Source organism: Methylobacterium sp. WL9 (genome assembly GCF_008040035.1).
GTDB lineage: Bacteria > Pseudomonadota > Alphaproteobacteria > Rhizobiales > Beijerinckiaceae > Methylobacterium > Methylobacterium thuringiense.
Map to the genome: position 1 here is coordinate 15,449 of NZ_VRVE01000050.1, position 15,166 is coordinate 30,614.

Annotated in this window: 18 protein-coding genes and 1 riboswitch; of the genes, 7 read left to right on the plus strand and 11 right to left on the minus strand. The window is 68.3% G+C overall.

What is annotated here, in order from left to right; translation table 11 throughout:
* Nucleotides 1-21 precede the first annotated feature (21 nt).
* Genes FV217_RS14710 through FV217_RS14720 form a run of 3 tightly spaced genes read left to right on the plus strand, consistent with a single transcriptional unit; the run spans nt 22 to nt 1,591 of the window.
* On the plus strand, nt 22-825 hold the full coding sequence (locus FV217_RS14710; RefSeq protein ID WP_147817926.1) for a heme ABC transporter permease: 804 nt from the start codon (nt 22-24) through the stop codon (nt 823-825).
* 11 nt (nt 826-836) lie between these two features.
* A complete protein-coding gene (gene ccmD / locus FV217_RS14715) occupies nt 837-992 on the plus strand; it encodes a heme exporter protein CcmD (RefSeq protein WP_147817927.1) in 156 nt (51 codons plus the stop codon).
* The gene (locus FV217_RS14720) at nt 989-1,591 is read left to right on the plus strand and encodes a DsbE family thiol:disulfide interchange protein (protein WP_238231666.1); all 603 of its coding nucleotides are present in this window, start codon (nt 989-991) and stop codon (nt 1,589-1,591) included. Before ccmD ends, FV217_RS14720 begins: the two co-directional genes overlap by 4 nt.
* Nucleotides 1,592-1,595: 4 nt before the next feature.
* Here the strand turns inward: FV217_RS14720 and FV217_RS14725 are convergent, their stop codons facing one another.
* Complete coding sequence (locus tag FV217_RS14725) at nt 1,596-2,207, minus strand: septation protein A (RefSeq protein WP_147817944.1); 612 nt, start codon at nt 2,205-2,207, stop codon at nt 1,596-1,598.
* Between the two features lie 125 nt (nt 2,208-2,332).
* Between FV217_RS14725 and FV217_RS14730 the strand changes: the two genes are divergently transcribed.
* Both FV217_RS14730 and FV217_RS14735 read left to right on the plus strand, forming a co-directional pair.
* Complete coding sequence (locus FV217_RS14730; RefSeq protein ID WP_147817928.1) at nt 2,333-2,593, plus strand: type II toxin-antitoxin system VapB family antitoxin; 261 nt, start codon at nt 2,333-2,335, stop codon at nt 2,591-2,593.
* Complete coding sequence (locus tag FV217_RS14735; protein ID WP_147817945.1) at nt 2,593-2,979, plus strand: type II toxin-antitoxin system VapC family toxin; 387 nt, start codon at nt 2,593-2,595, stop codon at nt 2,977-2,979. Before FV217_RS14730 ends, FV217_RS14735 begins: the two co-directional genes overlap by 1 nt.
* On the opposite strand, the gene ftsY is transcribed toward FV217_RS14735, so the two are convergent.
* Nucleotides 2,976-4,247 (minus strand): signal recognition particle-docking protein FtsY, encoded by a 1,272-nt coding sequence (gene ftsY, locus FV217_RS14740; protein ID WP_147817929.1) that lies wholly within the window; start codon nt 4,245-4,247, stop codon nt 2,976-2,978. The two genes, FV217_RS14735 and ftsY, sit on opposite strands and share 4 nt — an antisense overlap.
* A 41-nt stretch (nt 4,248-4,288) precedes the next feature.
* Here ftsY and FV217_RS14745 point away from each other — a divergent pair, with 41 nt between their 5' ends.
* Together FV217_RS14745 and FV217_RS14750 are read left to right on the plus strand one after the other, a co-directional pair.
* Nucleotides 4,289-5,038 carry an RNA pseudouridine synthase gene (locus tag FV217_RS14745; protein WP_147817930.1) on the plus strand — a complete coding sequence of 250 codons (750 nt, stop codon included), beginning with the start codon at nt 4,289-4,291 and terminating at the stop codon, nt 5,036-5,038.
* A 153-nt stretch (nt 5,039-5,191) separates the two neighbouring features.
* The gene (locus FV217_RS14750) at nt 5,192-6,118 is read left to right on the plus strand and encodes a hypothetical protein (RefSeq protein ID WP_147817931.1); all 927 of its coding nucleotides are present in this window, start codon (nt 5,192-5,194) and stop codon (nt 6,116-6,118) included.
* A gap of 70 nt (nt 6,119-6,188) precedes the next feature.
* Here the strand turns inward: FV217_RS14750 and FV217_RS14755 are convergent, their stop codons facing one another.
* The 9 genes from FV217_RS14755 to FV217_RS14795 all read right to left on the minus strand — a co-directional run.
* Nucleotides 6,189-6,731 carry a hypothetical protein gene (locus tag FV217_RS14755; protein ID WP_147817932.1) on the minus strand — a complete coding sequence of 181 codons (543 nt, stop codon included), beginning with the start codon at nt 6,729-6,731 and terminating at the stop codon, nt 6,189-6,191.
* 146 nt (nt 6,732-6,877) lie between these two features.
* Entirely contained in the window at nt 6,878-7,561 is a 684-nt protein-coding gene (locus FV217_RS14760; protein WP_147817933.1) for a cell cycle transcriptional regulator TrcR, read from the minus strand.
* Between the two features lie 161 nt (nt 7,562-7,722).
* A complete protein-coding gene (locus FV217_RS14765) occupies nt 7,723-9,171 on the minus strand; it encodes a PepSY domain-containing protein (protein ID WP_147817934.1) in 1,449 nt (482 codons plus the stop codon).
* A gap of 2 nt (nt 9,172-9,173) precedes the next feature.
* Nucleotides 9,174-11,402: a TonB-dependent siderophore receptor gene (locus FV217_RS14770; protein ID WP_147817935.1), complete on the minus strand. Its 2,229-nt coding sequence runs from the start codon at nt 11,400-11,402 to the stop codon at nt 9,174-9,176.
* A gap of 115 nt (nt 11,403-11,517) precedes the next feature.
* Nucleotides 11,518-11,715: riboswitch (cobalamin riboswitch) on the minus strand.
* Nucleotides 11,716-11,793: 78 nt separating this feature from the next.
* Nucleotides 11,794-12,699, minus strand: coding sequence for a lipase family protein (locus FV217_RS14775; protein WP_147817936.1), 906 nt, complete (start codon nt 12,697-12,699; stop codon nt 11,794-11,796).
* A gap of 123 nt (nt 12,700-12,822) precedes the next feature.
* A complete protein-coding gene (locus FV217_RS14780) occupies nt 12,823-13,767 on the minus strand; it encodes a ribose-phosphate pyrophosphokinase (protein ID WP_147817937.1) in 945 nt (314 codons plus the stop codon).
* 152 nt (nt 13,768-13,919) lie between these two features.
* Nucleotides 13,920-14,147 (minus strand): DUF4170 domain-containing protein, encoded by a 228-nt coding sequence (locus FV217_RS14785; RefSeq protein ID WP_147817938.1) that lies wholly within the window; start codon nt 14,145-14,147, stop codon nt 13,920-13,922.
* 122 nt (nt 14,148-14,269) lie between these two features.
* Nucleotides 14,270-14,482, minus strand: a complete 213-nt coding sequence (locus FV217_RS14790) for a TOBE domain-containing protein (RefSeq protein WP_147817939.1) — start codon at nt 14,480-14,482, stop codon at nt 14,270-14,272.
* Between the two features lie 106 nt (nt 14,483-14,588).
* Nucleotides 14,589-15,166: exodeoxyribonuclease VII large subunit (locus FV217_RS14795; protein WP_281407171.1), on the minus strand; the 578-nt coding region annotated here is incomplete at its 5' end.

Genomic DNA, 15,166 nt, shown 5'->3' on the forward strand with positions numbered 1-15,166 from the left:
CAGTCCGGTAAACAGCGAGGCATGTGGACCGCTCTCTGGAACCGCCTCGCCCATCCCGGGCACTTCTTGCGATGGACGGGGCCTGCGATGTCCTGGCTCGCCGGGCTTTCGGCCGCGCTGCTGGCTGTCGGCCTGTATCTCACCTGGTTCGTCGTCCCGCCCGACTATCAGCAGGGAGAGACGGTGCGGATCATGTACATCCACGTCCCGGCGGCCTGGCTCGGGGTGTTCTTCTACGGGGCGATGACGCTGTCGGCGATCGGCACACTGGTGTGGCGCCATCCCCTGGCCGACGTGGCGCAGCGGGCCGCCGCACCGATCGGCGCCGCCTTCACCCTGATCTGCCTCGTCACAGGCTCGCTCTGGGGCAAGCCGATGTGGGGCACCTACTGGGTCTGGGACGCGCGCCTGACCTCGATGCTGGTGCTGTTCCTGATCTATTGCGGCATCATCGCCCTTTGGCGGACCATCGAGGACCCGAACAGGGCGGCCCGCGCCATCGCGATCCTGACCCTCGTCGGCGCGGTGAACCTGCCGATCATCAAGTTCTCGGTGAACTGGTGGTCCACGCTGCACCAGCCAGCCTCGATCATGCGCATGGGCGGCTCGGCCATCGACCCCTCGATGCTCTACCCGCTGCTCGAGATGATTTTTGCCTTCACCCTGCTCGGCGTGACGCTGCATCTCTACGCCATGCGCACCGAGATTTTTCGTCGCCGCGTCAGGGTGCTGACCATCCGGGAAGCCGAGCGGCTCGATTCGGGCGCCGCCTCCGTCGCGATGGTGAAGCCCGCGCGCTCCATGCCCGTCGGCCAGGGCGCCTGAGGACAGCCATGATGGATCTCGGACCGCATGCCGGCTTCATCGTCGGCGCCTACGCTTTCACCGCTTTGGTGGTCGGCGGCCTCGTCGCCGCCGCGCTGCTCGACCAGCGCGCTCAGAAACGGGCCCTCGCCGTCTTCGAGGCTCGAACCGGGGAGCGACGCTCGTGAGCGAGACGGGCGCGGACACTGCGCCGCCAGTGCGCCGCTCGCTGCTGGTGATCCTGCCCTTGGTCACGTTCGTGGTGCTCGCCGTGGTGTTCTACATGCGCTTGCGCTCGGGCGCCGATCCGGCTGCGATCCCCACCGTGATGATCGGCAAGCCGGCTCCGGCTTTCCAGCTGCCGCCGGTGGCCGAGCTGACGGCCGAGGGCAGGCCGGTGCCGGGCCTATCGAGCGCGGACTTCAAGGGCAAAGTGACGCTCGTGAACTTCTACGCGTCCTGGTGCGCGCCCTGCCAGATCGAGCATCCGATGCTGATGCGGATGGCGCGCGAGCCCGACATCCGCGTCGTCGGCATCGACTACAAGGACACGCCTGCGGCCGGACGGCGATTCCTGGAGCGTAACGGCGTGCCGTATGCGGCCGTCGGCTCGGACACGACCGGCCGGGTCGGAATCGATTTCGGCGTCTACGGCGTGCCGGAAAGCTTCATCATCGGCCCCGACGGCACCATCCGCGACAAGCTGGTCGGCATCGTCACGCCGGAGAACTACTCCGCCGTTCTGACGAAGCTGCGGGCGGCGGCGACGGTCGCGGCGGCGAACTGACGCTTCACGCTTTCGCCGCGTCCTTGCGCTCGTAGCGCATCAGCAGCGGCGTCTGCGCGAGCGCGAAGACGACCGTCAGCGGCATGATCCCAAACACCTTGAAGCTGACCCAGAAATCTTCCGTCTGCGTTCGCCAGACCACTTCGTTCAGCACGGCCAGGACGAGGAAGAACAGCCCCCAGCGGAAGGTCAGCTTGCGCCAGCCCTCTTCGGTCAAGGCGAACACCGAATCCAGCACCACCGACAGCAGCGACTTGTGAAACGCGAGGCCCCCGAGGAGCACTAAGCCAAACAAACTGTTCACGATGGTCGGCTTCATCATGATGAAGGTCTTGTCCTGCAGCGCCAGCGTCAGGCCACCGAACACCACGACGACCACACCCGAGACCAGCGGCATGATCGGCAGGCGCCGGATCAGCGCGTAATGCACGCCGAGCGCGATCACGGTGGCCACGATGAACACCCCGGTCGCCACGAACAGCTTCTGGTCGGGGGCGACCCCGAAGCGCTCGGCATAGGCGTTGCCGAAGAAGAAGATCATCAGCGGCCCGATCTCCAGCACCAGCTTGAGCAGCGGCGGCAGATGGCGGCGCGGGGGAACGGGTTCGACGGTGATGGCCAAGGAGATGTGCCTGTGCGCGGGGCCGATCGTGGCGTGTTCGCCCGCCGGCATGTAAGACAGGTGGCACGGCATTCCTAGCGACGTGGCGCACGACGCGCGGCAGCGACGAGAGGCCAACCATGACCGTCCGGTTCGAGCACGACGAGATCGAGGCCCTGCTGACGGAGCTCGAAACGAGCACCGGCCTCCCACGCGAGGACGTGCTGCTCGGTGCGCTCCGCATGGAGCGGGTGCGGCTCGACGAAGATCGAGCCCGCCGGATCGCGGAAGGCCTCAGGATCGACGAGGAGTTTCGCCTGCGCCTGAACGCACGGCCCATCACCGATCCGCGTACACCGGACGAAATCCTGGGATACGACGAGAACGGATTGCCCACTTGATCGTCGTCGACAGCTCGGCCGTCGTCGCAATCTCGTTTGCCGAACCGGACGCCGCTGCATTCTCGGCGGTGCTCGCCAAGCCGGATCGGTTTGCGATCAGCGCTGGGACCTACCTCGAATGCTCCATCGTGCTGCTGTCTCGTTTCGGCAGCATCACCGATTTCGATCGCTGGCTGACGGATCGATCAATCGAAGTCGTCTCCGTGGATCAAAGAATGGCGCAAATCGCCGCCGACGCCTTCGTCCGCTTTGGTAAAGGCCGCCACCCGGCCGGGTTGAACTTTGGCGACTGCTTCTCCTACGCGCTTGCCAAGAGGCTGAACGCACCGCTTCTCTTTAAGGGCAATGACTTCTCCAAGACCGACGTCGCCTCCGCCCTCCCCTAATCCTTTTCCAACCCCGCGATCGCCCGCGCAAAGTCCCGGGCCGCGAACGGCTCCAGGTCCTCCACGCCCTCGCCGACGCCGATGAAGTGCACCGGCAGGCCGAACTTGGCCGCGAGCGCCACCAGGATGCCGCCGCGGGCCGTGCCGTCGAGCTTGGTCATCACGAGGCCGCTGATCGGCGCGGCTTGGGCGAACAGCTCGACCTGGCTCAGCGCGTTCTGGCCGACCGTAGCATCGAGCACGAGGAGCGCGGCGTGCGGGGCCTCCGGGTCGTGTTTGCGGATCACGCGCACGATCTTCTCGAGCTCGGCCATCAGCCCGGTCTTGTTCTGGAGCCGGCCGGCAGTGTCGATCAGCAGGACGTCGGTGCCCTCGGCGGTGGCGCGCTTGAGCGCGTCGAAGGCGAGCCCCGCCGCATCCGCGCCCTGTGCGCCGCTGACCACCGCCGTGCCGGTGCGGTCGCCCCAGACCTTGAGCTGCTCGATCGCGGCCGCGCGAAACGTGTCGCCGGCGGCGAGCATCACGCTGTGGCCCTGGGCCTTCAGCTTCAAGGAGAGCTTGCCGATGGTCGTGGTCTTGCCGGCGCCGTTGACGCCGACCATCAGGATCACGAACGGCTTCTTCGCCGTGTCGATGACGAGGGGCTTGGCCACCGGCTCAAGCGCAGCCTCGACCTCGGCGGCGAGGATCGACCGCACCTCGTCCGGCAAGATACCCTTCTCGTAGCGGCCCTTGCCCACGGCCTCCGAGATCCGCATGGCGGTCTCGACGCCGAAATCGGCCTGGATCAGCGCGTCTTCGAGCTCTTCGAGCGTATCCGCGTCGAGCTTGCGCTTGGTGAAGAGCCCGGTGACGCGGTCGGAGAGGGCCGACGACGTCCGCTTCATCCCGGAGGTGAGGCGGGTCCACCAGCCGCGCTTCTGCTCGGGCGCCTCGGCTTCGGTCGTGTCCGGTATGGCGACAGGCGTCAGGTCGAGCGCGGCGGGGGACGCCGACGCGTTCGGCTCCAGGCCGGGCTGCAGGTCGGCCCCCTCGATTTCGTCGGGGACCTGATTCTTGTCCGCGTCGTCGGCCGAGGGCTCGCTCGCCGGCATCGGCACCTGGGCGACGGCGTCGGCACCTGTGGCGAAGTCGAGTTGCCCTTCGGAGTCGGAGGCCGGCGAGGCCGCCTCGGGCGTCTCGACGCGATCCTCGGTTTCCGGCTCCGCCGTCTCGCCCTTGCGCCCGAACAGGCGGCCGAACCAGCCCGGCTTCTCGTCTCGACTCATCCGTACTTGCTCCCGCCGGCCCTGGGCTCTAGCCGGGCTCCATGATCCCGACTGACATAGGCGTCCCCCTCCTCTACCGCGATGCCCTGATGCTCGTCATCGACAAGCCCGCGGGTCTGCCCGTCCATCCCGGGCCGAAGGGCGGTCCTACGCTGACGGATCGCCTCGACGACCTGCGCTTCGGCCTGCCGCGCCGGCCGCAGGCGGCGCACCGGCTCGATCGCGATACTTCGGGCTGCCTCGTTCTCGGGCGGCATCCGAAGGCGCTGGCGCGGCTCAACAAGCTGTTTGCGGACGGACGTGTCGAAAAAACCTACTGGTCGATCGTGGAGGGCGCCCCGCAGGACGAGAGCGGCGTCATCGACCTCGCGTTGGCCAAGCGCTCCGAGGATCCGCGCTCCTGGTGGATGAAGCCGGACCCGGCCGGCGATCCGGCGCTGACCCGCTGGCGCGTGCTCGGCCGCAGCCCGGACGGCGCCGGCGCCTGGCTCGAACTGTCGCCCGAGACCGGGCGTACGCATCAACTCCGCGTCCACTGCGCGGCGATGGGCTGGCCGATCCGGGGCGACACGATCTACGGCACCGCACCGCGCCAGGGCGGACCCGGCCTGCAGCTCCACGCCCGTTCGCTTGGACTTCCGCTCTACCCGAAAAGGCCTCCGATCCGGATCGCGGCGCCGCCGCACGCGCACATGGCGGCCGGGCTCTTCGCCTGCGGATTTTCAGAGTCGGCACCGGTGCCATATCCGTCCGAGACTGTCTTGGCGGCCGGTAAGGCAATTCCGGATTGAAGAACTGCGTTCGGGCCCTGCGGTGTTTACCGAGCACTCGAAAATACCGCCCCCGAATCCTGTGCAGCGGCATGGGTTCGCGCTAACGCTGGGCAGCGCATTCAGCCTCTGCATCCCGCACCGGCGAGGGCGAATCTTTTCCGAGAGCGGACGATGACGTCATTCCTGCGCGCGGCGGTGCTCACTGCCGGCCTTCTCCCCGCCCTTGCGGTCGCGCCGTCCCATGCAGCCGAGCGCGAACCCTTCGAGATGGTCAAGGACTGGGAGGTCGAGCGCACGGTTGGCGACACCAGCGCCAATCCCTGCCTGATCAGCAAGACCTACAAGGACAAAGAGGACAACAACGCCATCAACGGCATCGTCTTTGCGCTCGACGGGTCGAACTCCGCCCTCGCCCTCGTCTACCAGCCCTGGAGCTGGGACAAGGGCGAGACGGTCAAGGCGACGCTGCTGGCCGGCAAGAAGATCCTCAAGAAGGGGGTGAGTTGGGCCGGCAATGCCGAGACGCTGACCGCGCCGTTCCCGGACACCATCGTGCCCGATCTGCTCTCGGCCAAGACGATCACCCTGCGTTTCGAGGATGGCGACGCGGAGTTCGACATCTCGGGATTTCCGCAGGCCTACGAGGCTTTGCGCCGTTGCGATGCGACCCCGGCCAAGGTGGCCGCTGCACCGGCTCCCGCGGCTCCCGCGCCCGTCGCCGCCGCCCCGGTCGTGGCTCCGCCTCCGGGGCCGGCAGCCGCACCCGCGATTCCCCCGGCGGCGCGGATCCAGGCCTATGCCTTCGGCTTGATTCTCCAGCGCACGATGAAGGAGTGCGAGGTGTCCACCACGGGCAAGCAGCGCTCGGGCGTCGACGCCAAGGTCGCCGCGTTGCAGCCGGAGATGGCGCCGCTCGAAGCCCAGTTGCGCGAGGGGATGAAGACCGAGGGACCGAAATGTCCGACGGCGCAGGAAGGGGACAAGTTCCAGAGCGCGCTGGCGGACTACCTCGACAAGTCGCCCGAGGATTTTTCCGCGGCGATGGACAAGAAATCCGCAGAGAACGCCGCCAAGGCTGCCGAAACGCCGAAGCCGTAAGCTTCGGAAACACGGTGCGCTCCCGCCGGGCTCGTCCTCGGCGGGATTTTTCGTGTCGACGCCGGATGCGCTACGGCGCGGCCATCCGGCGAAGCCAGACCGCCGAGGCGACGGCGAGGGGCTCGAGCGGCAGCATCACCTCGCCGCTGCGACGCCCCCAAAGGGCGATGCCGCCGAAGCCGACGTCGCGGATCGTGAGCCAGCTGCCGAACGGAAACGTCGCCTCGGTGCCCTCGCCTGGCCCGAAACACTCCTCGAAGGCGATCGGGTCGACCATCAGCTCGTCGTAGCGTTCGAGATGCGCGGCGATCGAGACCTTCGAGCGAAACAGCCCGCGGTCGCGGCGCGCCGACGAGAAGCAGGGTTCGCACTCGGTCAGCGTCACCCAGAGCTTGCGGCCGATATGCAGGTAGGGCGGGTTCGGTCCGGTGGTCTCGAAATTAGCTGCGGGCCAGCCGGCCTCCACCATCAGCGAGTCGGCGAGCGTGACGGGCCCGCGATACGCGCCCTCCCCGTTCCGCAGGAGCGCCGCGTTCGCCGCCGGGCCGCTCGTCCCGACGGGAGGGGGTGTCGAGGCCGGCTTGGTGTCGGTCTCGGTGCCGGCCATGGGCAGCCCTCGGATGCCCGATCATCACGGTGATCGAACAGGCACTATCCAGCATCCCGAAGGCTTTGGCGACCGCTCATCCCTGAAAAACAATGCCGGACCGGGAGCGGCACGCCGTCTCCCCGTCCGATTCCGTGAAAGACACGAAAAATCTAGTCCTCGTCGTCTTCCTCGTGCGGGCGCTGCATGCCCTTGAGCTTGGCGAACACCGCGCTCTCGTTGATCTCCTCGTCCTCGGCCTTCGGCGCGGTGGAGACCTCTGTCGGCAGCAGGGTCGGGCCGCTCTCGGCCGGCACGGTGGCGGGACGGTCCTTGGCGGCCTTGCCGACCTCGAAGTCGAGATCGATCTGCGAGCACAGGCCGAGCGTCACCGGGTCCAGGGGCTGCAGCGAACCGGAATTCCAGTGGCTGCGGTCGCGGATCTGTTGGATCGTCGACTTGGTGGTGCCGACGAGCCGGATGACCTGGGCGTCCTTAAGCTCCGCGTGATTGCGCAGCAACCAGAGGATCGCGTTCGGGCGGTCCTGGCGGCGCGAGAGCGGGGTGTAGCGCGGACCCTTGGTGGTGCGCTTGACCTCGGGCAGCTTCACCTTCGAGACGGCGATCTTGAGCTTGTGGTTCGGCGACTTCTGCGCCTTCTCGATCTCTTCGCGGGTGAGCTGGCCCGCGGTGATCGGATCGAAGCCCTTGATGCCGGCCGCGACTTCGCCGTCGGCGATGCCCTTCACCTCGAGCGGGTGGAGATGGCAGAAATCGGCGATCTGCTCGAAGGCGAGCGAGGTGTTCTCCACCAGCCATACGGCGGTGGCCTTCGGCATCAGCGGTCCTTGGGACATCGGGTCGGCTCCGGCAATGGGCGCGAGCACGGAAGAACACGGTGCCGCGGACGAAGGACCGCTGCCTCCGGCCTGAACCTCGAGGTCCGGAGAATCCCGTCTCACGCTGAATAAGGGAAGTGCCTCCTATACAGGCTCGCCGGGGGGGCGTGCAATCGCGTTCATGCGGCCGGTTTCACGGAGCGCGGCCTCGGCCGCCGCAGCCGCCGCCAGCCGATCACGAGCCCGGTCAGCGCGATCACCGCCGCGAGCGCGTTCAGGATCCACTGCGCCGCGTCCCAGGCCGGCCGGTTGAAGATCAGCACCGGCAGATCGAGGCGGTGCAGGGCGGAGAACAGCCAGCGGTTGACCCGGCCCGAGCGGTCGAGGCGGTTCAGGATCTCGCCCGTCGCGGGATCGATGTGGAGCCAGGTCGCCGCCGCATCGTCGAAGCGCAGACGCAGCACCGGCAGCGCCCGCTCGTCGTGGTGCGGGTACCAGTATCTGTCGTAGGCCGTCAGACGCTCGACGGCCGGCGGGGCGGATGCCGGCACGGCACCCGTGGCCGCCCGAACGATCTCGGCCTCGTCGAGCCTTGCCCCATCGGCTCGCGCCACGCGGGTTGTTTGCGCCGCCGATGCGCGGACGAGCCAGCGGCCACCGATGCGCGTGAAGCGGATCGCCACGGTGGCGGGCGTCGCGAGGTTTCGTACACCGGTCGGGTCGAGGCCGATGGCGGCGCCCGGCCCGGCATAGGCGGCGAGCCAACCGGCCGGCGGGGACGGCGAACTGAACCAGCGGTTCGGGTTCATCGAGAGCCAGCCGCTGACGATGAAGCTGGTGAGCGTCAGGCCGCCCGCGAGACCGAACAGGTGATGCCAGCGCGCCATGCCGCGATAGGGCGTCACCGCGCCATGCGGGTAGCGCCGCCTCAGCCGCAGCCGCCAGATCCCGAGAACCATGCCGCTGACGGCACCGAGGCAGGCGATGCCCGAGATCCAGACGACGACGTCGTGCCAGAGATCGGCCCGCGCCCGCAGCGGCGTCGGGTAGATCCAGTGCACCACCGCGCCGACCCAGTTCCAGCCGCGCTCGAACCGCGTCGTGTCGAGGGCGAGTTCGCCGGTCGTTTCGGAGACGTAGCGTTCGGTGCCGGCCGCGTCGCCGAGCGCGACCTTGTGGAAGGGCCGCAGGCGGTCGTAGCGGGCCGTGACCGTCCATTGGTCGCGCGCCACCGTTTCGACGCTGCCGCGCCCTCCAGCAATGGCGCGCGCCTCGTCGGCGCCGACCGGCCCGAGTTTTTCGCCCGTACTTGCGGAGATCGTCGCCCGCGTCCCGTCCGCCGCCGCGATCCGGTAGACCGGCTCGGCGCCCCGCATCTCGAGGCCGAACCCGGCCGGCGCCTCCGCAAACCCGGTCGCGGCGAGTGCCGTATCCGGGCCGATGGCGACTCGCTCCCAGGCGATCGGCGTGAGATGGGCGAGCCGTTCCGCCTCGCTCAGGCGCGGGAACGGCACGTAGAGCATCACCAGCCCCGAGCCGATCCAGAGCGCGAAGAACAGCCCCAGGACGATGCCGAGCCAGCGATGGGCGAGCAGCAGCCAGCGCTTGCCGGTCTTGAGGAGCCTCATCCTCACCAGGCCACGGTGTAGGCGACCTCGAACGTGCGGGGACGGCCGAGCAGCCAGTTCGTGTTGACCCCGTTCACCGCGTTGCCGCTGATCGCAAAGATCTCGTCGGTGAGGTTGTAGCCGCGCAGGCTGAGCCGGGAGGTCGCCGTCACCTGATAGTCGAGCCCGGCATTGAGCAGCGCATAGGCCGGACGCGGTGCGGTGTTGCCGAAATCGTTGAAGGTCTCGCCGACATACTGCACGCCGAGCCGTGCCTCCCAGCGCGGCGCGAAGGCCCAGTTCAGCCAGAGATTGCTGACCTGCTCCGGCACGTCGATGGGCTGCCGGCCGGCAAAGGACACCGTGGCGCCGTTCACCACTTGGTTGAAGTCGTCGTACTGCGCGTGCAGCAACGCGACGTTGGCGTCGACCCGCCAGCCCTCCGGGAACAGGATCGAGACGGCCGCCTCGACGCCCTGGGACGATTGCTGTCCGACCTGCACCGAGACCGTCGAGGTGCCGGGCAGCTGCGAGATCAGGTTGTTCTTGACGATGCGGTAGCCGGCGAGCGTCCATTCGAGCGACCCGCCGAAGCTCAGGCCCTTGATGCCGACCTCGACCTGCCGACCGGTGGAGAGATCGAAGCCTGCGAGCGACTGGCTCAGCGAGATCAGGCTGCCGACGGGATCGGTCGCGGTGGCGTATTGGGCGTAGAGCGCGATATCCGGCGTCGGGTTGTAGATGCCGCCGAAGCGGTAGCCGAGGCCGCCGAAGCTCTTGCCGAAGCGTCCACCGGTCTGGAGGTTCTCGCGGTCGAGCTGCGAGGCGTCGTAACGCACCCCCGAGAGCAGCGCGAACTGCTCTGACAGGATCAGGCGGTTCTCGGCGAAGACCGAGGCCTGGTTCGTCGCGGTGGCGTAGGCCGGGATGGCGCGGCCGTCCTGCGGAAAAAGGCCGAGATTGCCGCCGAAGACCGGTACGCTGTCGGTCTTGTCGAAATAGAAGTTGTTGGTGTGCTTGAAATCGATGTGGTTGACGTCGAATCCCGCGACGAACTCGTTGCGGAAGCCGAACAGATCGCCCTTGAAGGCCGCGTCGAAGCGGTTCCCGACCTGCTCTTGGCTATGATAGATTTCCAGGTAGTCGCCGCGGTCGACGAGGCCGGTGTTCCGGTTGAAGCTGTACTGCTCCACGTCGAGCCAGTGGCGCCGGCTCTGCAGGCGATAGCTGGTGTTGCGGATGGTGATGTCCGCGCTCGGCGTCCACTCGGTCTTGAGCTGGGTCCAGTTGTCGGCCCAAGTGATCTTTGCGTCGCGGACGTTGTAGTTCCTGAAGCGTAGCGAGTCCGGCACGCGGTTGCCGATCACTGGCGAGCCCCAGTAGCGCGCGGGCTCCTGGTAGCCGAGGTCGTGGCTCAGGGTGAACGAAAGATCCGGCGTCGCCTGCAGCGTCAGCGCACCGGAGACCGCGAGGTTCTGGAACTCGCCTTCGGGCGTCATCCAGCCGCTGGAGCGGTTGCCGCTGACGTTGAGGCGGTAGGCGACGGCGTCGCCGATCGGCCCGGTGGAGTCCAGCGCCAGCCGTGCGGTGCCGTATGAGCCGCCGCCGATGCGAACCACGTCGAACTGCGTGAACAGCGGCTTCTTCGTCACGACGTTGACGATGCCGCCGATGGCGCCGTCGCCGTAGAGCACGGAGGCCGGCCCGCGCAGCACCTCGATGCGCTCGATGTTCCAGGTGTCGAACGGGAAGGTGACCGTGCCGGCGCCGACGAACAGCCGCGTGCCGTCGTACAGCTGCTGGATCGAGTTCGGCCCGGCGAAGCCGCGGCTGGTGAAGGCACCGTTGCCGTTACCGGGCGCTGCCACGGTGGTGATGCCGGTGGCGTTCTCGGTGACCGCTTCGGTCACGGTGTTCTGGCCGCGGGTACGTGCCGTCTCGCCGGAGATGACGTCGATGCTGGCCGGCGTTTCCAGCGGGGTCAGGCCGAGGCGGCTGGCGCCGCGGTCGGGCGTCTTCAGGTTGAGGCCGACCGGCGAGGCGCGGGTCAGGCTGACGTCCTTCGGGTCCCAGGCGACGTCGGGCGAGAGGCCGGTGCCGACGAGCCGCGCGCCTGCGACGGAAATCTCTTCGAGGGTGGTGCGGCGCGCAAGCGCCTCTTGTGTAGCTTCCTGGGCGGCTGCCGGGCCGTGCCCGAGGGCCAGCGCGAGGGCGGTCAGCGAGACGGATGTTCGGATTCGATGGGTCGTCATGATGGCGAAAAGTCCGGGCGACGGCAGTGGCACGTCACCGCGAACGAGGCCTTTTCACACGGCGTGTCGCCCTATGATCCGGCATCCATCGAGGCACCCCGCCCGACGCATTTCGCGTGTGACCACGACTGACGGCAGGTCTCCTGGCTCGCGGGTCGCTGCCCCCTCATCGTCTTCCCAGGCCGGACGCCCAGTGACGTGTTGATGGAGGACTCGCCGCTTACAGTTGCGGGGGCAGCCGCGGCATCGGGGAAGACCCCCTCACCGCGTTCCCTTTTGATCCCTTGCGGGAACCGTCACGCTCAGCCTGTCGCAGCGGCATCCGGGTGCGTCAATGCGCGCCGGGCGGTTCGCGTGTGGATGTGGCCCGGCAGTGACGTCCCTGTGTCGCTCAGCCCACAGCCGCCGCGATCTCCGCCGCACACGCGCCCTCGGCGTCGTTCAGGAAGTCGTGGACGGCGTGCGAAAAAGCCGGCGTGCGCAGGTAGCCGTAGGATTTGTGCGGGTTCAGGTCGCCCTTCGGCCGGCGATAGGCGTTGACCACCGCGATGTCGTCGGCACGCACGCCCCGGTCGTTCGGCCCGTAGGCGTCGCCGATATCCTCGCCGACGGTGGCGAGGTCGGTGCGGTCCATGAGGTTCGACCAGCGGCGCACGCCCTCGGGCACCCGCAGCTCGCCGTGCTCTTCCTGCATCTTCAGGCGGACGTCGCTGAGCCCGAGGGGTGCACCGAGGGTGACGAAGTGCTCGACGCGCAGGGCGACGCCGTCGCGTTCGAGCATGCGCAGCACGTCGTAGGCGATGAGCGATCCCATGGAATGGGCGGCGAGCAGGATGCGCGAGCCGGCATGGCGCTCGACCACTTCCCGCAGGCGGTCCCGCGCCGCCTTGCGGAAATCCGCATCCTCCAGGTAGCCCCAGAGGTCGTCGAGGCGGTACTCGATCAGGGCGTCGTCGAACGGCGTCAGCCCGGTCTTGTCCTGGAGCCACTCGATCTTGCGGTAGAGCCAGTCGGTGACGCCGAGCTTCTTTTCATCGCCGGGCTCCTCCCGTGAGGTCGGGAACGGTCCGGTGCCCGCATCGGCGTAATAGGGTTCGAGGTTTCTGTCCTCGGCGAGCGGCGTGTCGTAGCGCAGGTCCGCCCAGTAGACGAATTCGAAGGGCAGGTCGGAGGGCTCGGCTCCGCAATTGCGCGTCAGGCCCTCGCCGATCGCGGCCTTCCACCAGCGCTGCTTCTCCTCCTTGGGCGGCTTGTTGGCCAAGCCGTGGAGACCGAGGATGATGTCGGAGCGCTGCATCGTCGGCGGTGTTCGGCTGTTCGGTTGGCGGGGCCGGCCTGCCTGGATGTAGCGCGTACAGCGCACCGGAACGCCCGGCCTACGGCGCGGCAAATACGCAAGGCGGATGGGCGCTGCCGGCCCTCAAGTGAACAGGCTCGACACGCTCGACTCGGTGGCCGTGCGCCCGATGGCCTCGCCGAGCAGCGGCGCGATCGAGACGACGCGGATGTTGCGGGCGAGCTTTACGGCCTGGGTCGGCTGAATCGAGTCGGTGATGACCAGCTCTTTCATCCGCGAGGCCGCGATGCGCGAGACCGCGCCGCCCGAGAGCACCCCGTGCGTGATGTAGGCCGAGACCTCCTTGGCGCCGGCATTGAGAAGCGCCTCGGCCGCGTTCACCAGGGTGCCGCCGGAATCGACGATGTCGTCGACGAGGATGCAGGAGCGGCCCTCGACGTCGCCGATGATGTTCATCACCTCCGACTCGCCGGCCCGCTCGCGGCGCTTGTCGACGATGGCGAGCGAGGCGTCGATGCGCTTGGCGAGCGCACGGGCGCGCACCACGCCGCCGACGTCGGGCGAGACCACCATGCGGTCGCCCGGCGCCAGACGCTCCTTGATGTCGCGCACCATCACGGGGGCAGCGAACAGGTTGTCCGTCGGAATATCGAAAAAGCCCTGGATCTGACCGGCATGGAGGTCGAGCGTCAGGACGCGGTCGGCGCCGGCCTCGGTGATCAGGTTGCAGACGAGCTTGGCCGAGATCGGCGTCCGGCCCGAGGTGCGCCGGTCCTGGCGGGCATAGCCGAAATACGGGATCACCGCGGTGATGCGGCGCGCGGAGGAGCGCCGCGCCGCATCGATCATGATGAGCAGTTCCATCAGGTGGTCGTTCGCCGGGAACGACGTCGACTGCACGATGAAGACGTCCTCGCCGCGGACGTTCTCCTGCAGCTCGACGAAGATCTCCATGTCGGCGAAGCGCCGCACCATGCAGGTCGCCAGCGGCAGTTCGAGATAGGCCGCAATCGCCTCGGCCAGCGGTCGGCTGGAATTGCCGGCGATGATCTTGATCGAGGATTTCATGCCAAGCGTCTCTCGTCGCGGGAGCCGCCCGGAGGGCGAGGCGCGGGTCGGCGGCGCTGATACCAGCGCGCCACGGGCGTCACAATGCCTTCATCCGCATCGGTCGTGCCGCCTACGGATCGCTGCACAGGGTTCGCCCGACGCATGGTGAATCAGGGCTCCAGCAGACGATGCAGATGCACGATGAAGTAGCGCGTCAACGCGCTGTCCACCGTGGATTGTGCTTTCGACCGCCATGCGCTCTGGGCCGAGGCAAAATCCGGAAAGATCCCGACGATGTCGAGGCCCTTCACGTCGCTGAACTTCACACCCTCCAGGCTCTCCAGTTCACCGCCGAAGACGAGGTGGAGCTTTTGGGAACTGTCGATCGTGGTGGTCACACGCGTCTCCTGCCGCAGCGGGTCCTGTCCCGCCGCCGGAGGCAGGAGCCGTGCCGCGGTTCGCAAAGGCGGGCCGAGGCGTCAACCCGGCCGCGGCGCGGGAGGGGAATGCGAGGCGCGTTCTACGGCTTCACCAGCAGCACGTTCACCGCCTTGGCGATGACGTGGACGGTGTCGCCGTCCTTGAGGTCGAGTTCGTCGAGAGAGTCGAGGGTCATCACCGAGGTGATGCGATAGTCGGTGCCGACGAGCTTCGCCTCGACCTGCGCCATCACCGAGCCGCGCTTGATCGCGACCACTTCGGCGGGGATGTCGTTGCGCGCGCCGTGCTTCATGGGACCGTCCTCGTCGGCCGGCCCGGTGCCGGTGCGAGCGGATAGGTGTGGCGCGTGCCGTATCCGGCAAGGCGCGCCCGGCTTTCTGGTAAGCTGAGGACGCGTTTCAGAACAATGAGCCCTGGCGCGCCGCCGGCCGCTTCGGCTCGCGGGTCTTGCCGCCGCGAGCCGAGCGCTTGGCGTGGCCCTCCCCGTCCGCTGTATCGGATTCGGGGATCGCGACGACGGCGCCGTCCGCGAATTGGAGGTGCAGCCGCGCCGCCATTCCCGCGATGGTGGCCGAGCGCAGCGGTGCGCCGTCCTCGTCGCGCACCAGCACGTAGCCGCGGGCCAGGACCCCGCGATAGCTCAGCGCGCCGAGGAGGCCGCCCAGCGCTTCGAGGCGGTCGCGGCGGCGCTCGATGGCGTAGCGCAGGGCCGTGCGGGGCCGTTCGCCGATTCGGGCGAGACGGCCGCGGGCATCGGCTAGGGCGACGGCCGGCGAACGGCGGGCAAGGCGGTCGCTCAGGCGGGTCAGCCGCTCACGGTGGTCGCGGGCATTGGCGGCAAGAGCTGGGGCGAGCCGGGCTTCGGCGAGGTCGAGGCGCTGGCGCTTGGCCGCGAGGAAGGCGTCGGGGTCCGGCATCGCCCGCACCAGGGCGCGCAGGTCCATGCGCTCGCGCTCGAGCCGGCGCAGGATGGTGG

Bases quoted from the DNA above. Each gene is read 5' to 3' on its own strand.
- FV217_RS14710 (WP_147817926.1), top strand. From the start codon at position 22: ATGTGGACCGCTCTCTGGAACCGCCTCGCCCATCCCGGGCACTTCTTG.
- ccmD (WP_147817927.1), top strand. From the start codon at position 837: ATGGATCTCGGACCGCATGCCGGCTTCATCGTCGGCGCCTACGCTTTC.
- FV217_RS14730 (WP_147817928.1), top strand. From the start codon at position 2,333: ATGACCGTCCGGTTCGAGCACGACGAGATCGAGGCCCTGCTGACGGAG.
- ftsY (WP_147817929.1), bottom strand. From the start codon at position 4,247: ATGAGTCGAGACGAGAAGCCGGGCTGGTTCGGCCGCCTGTTCGGGCGC.
- FV217_RS14745 (WP_147817930.1), top strand. From the start codon at position 4,289: ATGATCCCGACTGACATAGGCGTCCCCCTCCTCTACCGCGATGCCCTG.
- FV217_RS14750 (WP_147817931.1), top strand. From the start codon at position 5,192: ATGACGTCATTCCTGCGCGCGGCGGTGCTCACTGCCGGCCTTCTCCCC.
- FV217_RS14760 (WP_147817933.1), bottom strand. From the start codon at position 7,561: ATGTCCCAAGGACCGCTGATGCCGAAGGCCACCGCCGTATGGCTGGTG.
- FV217_RS14765 (WP_147817934.1), bottom strand. From the start codon at position 9,171: ATGAGGCTCCTCAAGACCGGCAAGCGCTGGCTGCTGCTCGCCCATCGC.
- FV217_RS14770 (WP_147817935.1), bottom strand. From the start codon at position 11,402: ATGACGACCCATCGAATCCGAACATCCGTCTCGCTGACCGCCCTCGCG.
- FV217_RS14775 (WP_147817936.1), bottom strand. From the start codon at position 12,699: ATGCAGCGCTCCGACATCATCCTCGGTCTCCACGGCTTGGCCAACAAG.
- FV217_RS14780 (WP_147817937.1), bottom strand. From the start codon at position 13,767: ATGAAATCCTCGATCAAGATCATCGCCGGCAATTCCAGCCGACCGCTG.
- FV217_RS14790 (WP_147817939.1), bottom strand. From the start codon at position 14,482: ATGAAGCACGGCGCGCGCAACGACATCCCCGCCGAAGTGGTCGCGATC.